Source organism: Actinophytocola sp., from assembly GCF_050699915.1.
GTDB lineage: Bacteria > Actinomycetota > Actinomycetes > Mycobacteriales > Pseudonocardiaceae > Actinophytocola.
The window spans coordinates 1-3151 of sequence record NZ_JBOHGA010000360.1; the positions used below are offsets into that span (position 1 = coordinate 1).

3 protein-coding genes are annotated in these 3151 nt (G+C 71.3%); 2 read left to right on the forward strand and 1 reads right to left on the reverse strand.

Going from position 1 to position 3151, the window contains the following annotated elements; genetic code table 11:
* A partial coding sequence (locus ACRDSK_RS32415) for a S41 family peptidase (protein WP_431445229.1) occupies positions 1 to 791 on the forward strand: 791 nt, incomplete at its 5' end.
* Positions 792 to 1092: 301 nt separating this feature from the next.
* Entirely contained in the window at positions 1093 to 1926 is an 834-nt protein-coding gene (locus ACRDSK_RS32420; protein ID WP_431445230.1) for a class I SAM-dependent methyltransferase, read from the forward strand.
* Here ACRDSK_RS32420 and efeB read toward each other — a convergent pair.
* A partial coding sequence (efeB, locus tag ACRDSK_RS32425) for an iron uptake transporter deferrochelatase/peroxidase subunit (RefSeq protein ID WP_431445231.1) occupies positions 1919 to 3151 on the reverse strand: 1233 nt, incomplete at its 5' end. The two genes, ACRDSK_RS32420 and efeB, sit on opposite strands and share 8 nt — an antisense overlap.

Consider the following 3151-nt stretch of genomic DNA (forward strand, 5'->3'; position numbering starts at 1 on the left):
GGCCGGTGCCGGCCGACCCGGGTCCGGGCCCGCTGCTCGCGGGGACCGCGGACAAGCCGGTGGAGCTGCGCGTCGGCCCGGCGGATGGTGGCGGGTCGCGCAGTGTCGTCGTGGTGCCGCTGCTGGACGACATGCCGCTGCGCTACCACGACTGGGTGGCCGGCCGGCGGGCGTACGTGCACGAGGCGACCGAGGGGCGCATCGGGTACCTGCACGTGCCGGACATGGTGGCGAACGGTTGGGCACAGCTGCACCGGGACCTGAGGCTGGAGGTGCAGCGGGAGGCGCTGATCGTCGACGTGCGGGAGAACCGTGGTGGCCACCTGTCGCAGCTGGTGGTGGAGAAGCTGGGCCGCACGATCATCGGCTGGCAGGTGAGCCGCAACGGCCGGCGAGCGGAGAGCTACCCCGACGACGCCCCGCGCGGCCCGGTGGTCGCGGTGGCGAACGAGTTCTCCGGCTCGGACGGCGACATCGTCAACGCGGCGATCAAGACCCTGGGCATCGGCCCGGTGGTAGGCGTCCGCACCTGGGGCGGCGTGATCGGCATCGACATGCGCTACCACCTGGTCGACGGGACCTTGGTGACGCAGCCGAGGTACGCCACGTGGATGCGAGATGCCGGCTGGGGAGTGGAGAACTACGGCGTGGACCCGGACGTGGAGGTGGTGATGACCCCGCAGGACTACGCCGAGAACCGAGACCCCCAACTGGACACCGCGATCCGCCTGGCACTGGAAGCACTGACCCAAACTCCGGCGGCTACGCCACCGGAGCTTCCGCCGCTGTAGCGCGTGGGGCGGGAGGGGAGCGGACGGGGCCGGGTGCGGGGGGCGGGTGAGCCAGGTGGATGCTCGCGGTCCTGTGGCCGGGTGTCGGTTTCGTTGTGGTCGGGCCACTTTGGACAGGATGCGGAGCGACCCGAGGGCTTCGCGAGCGTTGGCGGACGCAGCGAACCCCGTGGCCTGAAGCCGCAGCTCCTCAACCGCTGATCCAGAGCCGGACCACTCGACGAGTGAACAGCGGCGAGTCCAGAGCGAATCGCCGAACCGGGGTGGACAAGATCCACGGGACTCTGGCTCCATTGTGAAGGTGACGAGCTTCGACGACGAGACCGCTCGGATGATCGCCGCCAACAAGGCCAACTGGGATGCTCGGGCGCCCATCCACCTGGCCAGCGCCTTCTACGGACTCGACGGCAGCCGGCCCGCGGAGAGCTGGTTCGCCGACTACGAGTGGACAGACCTCGGGCCAATCGCCGGCAAGAACCTGCTCCACCTCCAATGCCACCTCGGCACCGAGACCGTCGCCTTCGCCTCCAAGGGAGCGAAGACGACCGGGCTCGACCTCTCCGGGGAGTCGATCCAACGGGCGCGCCGGCTCGCACAGGACCGGGGCCTCGACATCACCTACGTCGAGGCCGACGTGCACGACGCGGACACCGTCCTCGACAGGACCTTCGACATCGTCTACACCGGCAAGGGCTCCGTCTGCTACCTGCCCGACCTCGACCGCTGGGCCGGCGTCGTCGCGAACCTGCTGAACCCGGGAGGCTCGCTGTACCTCGTCGAGTTCCACCCGCTGCTCTACGCGCTCGGCGTGGTCCCCATCGCCGACGACGAGAGCCTCTTACTCCGCGCCGACTACCTCGGCGGCCGCGGCCCGGAGGTGCGCGACTCCACCCGCACCTACACCGACGGCCCGCCCCTGACCGAGGCCACCGCCTCCTACGAATGGCGCCACGGAATCGGCGAGGTCGTCACCGCGCTGACCCGCGCGGGGCTGCGCATCGACGTGCTCCGCGAGGACCCTCGCCTGCCCTGGCCGCGCTGGACGACCATGGAAGCAGGGCCCGACGGGTGGTTCCGGCTCGAGGCGGACGAGCCGCGGATCCCGCTGTTCTACGCGGTCAAGGCCGTCAGGTGAACAGCCCCGACCCCCAGTAGTCCCCGCGCTCGACGCCCGGCGGCACGGCGAAGAGCCCCGAACCGGTGTGCTCGATGTACTCCATCATCTCGTCCTTGCCGCCCAACGCGTTCTGCATCGGCACGAACTGCTTGTGCGCGTCGCGCATGAAGGCGACGAAGAACAGCCCCGCGTCGAGGTGCCCGACGCCGTCGGAGCCGTCGATGAAGTTGTAGCCCCGGCGCATGATCCGCACCCCGCCGAGCGACTCCTTGGACGCGAGCCGGACGTGCGCGATCTCGCCGATCAGCGGCAGCCCGCCCTCGCCGCGCACGTTGAAGTCCGGCACGTCGAACTCCTTGAGCTGGCCCAGCGGCGCACCCTCGCCCTTGTCCCGCCCGACGATCTGCTCCTGCTCGAGCAGCGTCGTCCGGTCCCAGATCTCGATGTGCATCCGGATCCGCCGCGCCACCAGGTACGTCCCGCCGGCGAGCCAGGACGGCCCGTCATCGGGCTGCACCCACACGTGCTTCTCGAGCTCCGCCGTCTCCTCGGCCTTGACGTTGCGCGTGCCGTCCTTGAAACCGAACAGGTTGCGCGGCGTCGCCTGTGCGGTCGAGGTCGACGCCGTGCGGCCGAAGCCGAGCTGCGACCACCGCACGACCACCTTGCCGAACCCGATCCGCACCAGGTTGCGGATCGCGTGCACGGCCACCTGCGGGTCGTTCGCGCACGCCTGCAGGCAGATGTCGCCGCCGCACTGCGCCGGGTCGAGGTCGTCGCCGGGGAAGACGGGCAGGTCGGCCAGCGCCTCGGGCCGCAGGTCGGCCAGCCCGAACCGCTCGTCGAACAGCGACGGGCCGAAGCCGATCGTCAGCGTCAGTGCGGACGCCGGCAGGTCGAGCGCCTCGCCGGTGTCCTTCGGCGCCGCCTCGGGCACCCCGCCGACCGCGCCGCCGTCGAACGCCTCCAGGCCGCGGGTCATCCGTTCCGCCGCGAGCGTCCACTCCCGCAACAGCTCGACGAGCTCCTCGCGCGAGGTGGTCTTCACGTCCAGGGCCACGAAGTGCATCCGGTCCTGCGCCGGGGTCACGATGCCTGCCTGGCGTGTGCCGTGGAACGGCACCGCGGTAGTCGACTCCGCGTTCGCCACCGGCTCCGCGCCGAGCGTCCGGTCCGCGATCACCCCGGCCGCCGCGCCGACGCCGACCGCCGCGGCCCCGGCGCCGGCCACGCCGAGCAGCCG